This is a genomic window from Pseudomonas sp. HMSC063H08, from assembly GCF_001813645.1.
Taxonomy (GTDB): Bacteria; Pseudomonadota; Gammaproteobacteria; order Pseudomonadales; family Pseudomonadaceae; genus Pseudomonas; species Pseudomonas aeruginosa.
In genome coordinates, this window is sequence record NZ_KV813458.1 from 30,598 (window position 1) to 31,610 (window position 1,013).

At 71.8% G+C, this 1,013-nt stretch carries 1 protein-coding gene; it reads right to left on the reverse strand.

Going from position 1 to position 1,013, the window contains the following annotated elements:
• A partial coding sequence (locus HMPREF2924_RS36465) for an Ig-like domain-containing protein (RefSeq protein WP_256567961.1) occupies nt 1–1,013 on the reverse strand: 1,013 nt, incomplete at both ends.

Below are 1,013 nucleotides of genomic sequence, written 5' to 3' on the forward strand. Positions count from 1 at the left end.
AAGGTCCAGTTGCCGCTGCCGTCGGCGGTGGTTTCGCCGATCGGGTTGCCGTTGCCGTCGGTGAGGATCACCTTGGCCCCGGCCTCCGCGGTGCCGCTGATGGTCGTGCCGTTGCTCGGATCGATCACCGGCGCCGGCGGCGCCACCGCGTCCACCGTGGTGGCGGCCTGCGGGCCGGTATTGCCGGTCGGGTCGGTGGCCGTGGCGACGATCACCGTGCCGTTGGCCAGCGGCGTGCCCGGCGTGAAGGTCCAGTTGCCGCTGCCGTCGGCGGTGACCTGCCCTATCGGGTTGCCGCCGGCATCGGTGAGGGTCACGGTGGCACCGGCCTCGGCGGTGCCGCTGATGACGACGCCATTGCTCGGGTTGATCACCGGCGCCGGCGGCGCGCTGGAATCGACGGTCACCGTCGCCGGCGGGCTGCTGTTACCGGCGGCGTCCTCGGCCACCACGTTGACCACAGTACCGTTGGCGATCGGCGTGGACGGGGTGTAGGTCCAGTTGCCGCTGCCGTCGGCGGTGACCTCGGCGATCGGATTGCCGTTGCCGTCGGTGAGAATCACCGTGCTGCCCGGCTCGGCGGTGCCGCTGAGGCTGCTGCCATTGCTCAGGTTGACGGTCGGCGTGGCCGGCGCGATGGCGTCCACGGTGGTGCTGCCCTGGCCGCCGGTATTGCCGGCCGGGTCGGTAGCGGTGGCGTTGACCACGGTTCCATCCGCCAGCGGCGTGGACGGGGTGAAGCTCCAGTTGCCGCTGCCGTCGGCAGTGACCTGCCCGATGGGATTGCCGCTGCCATCGGTCAGGGTCACCGTGGCGCCCGGTTCGGCGGTGCCGCTGATCTCCGCGCCGTTGCTCGGATTGACCACCGGTGCGGCCGGCGCCACCGAGTCCACGGTGGTGCTGGCCGGAGCGCTGGTATTGCCGGTCGGGTCGCTGGCCGTGGCGTTGACCACGGTGCCGTTGGCCAGCGGCGTGCCCGGTGTGAAGCTCCAGTTGCCGCTGCCATCGGCGGT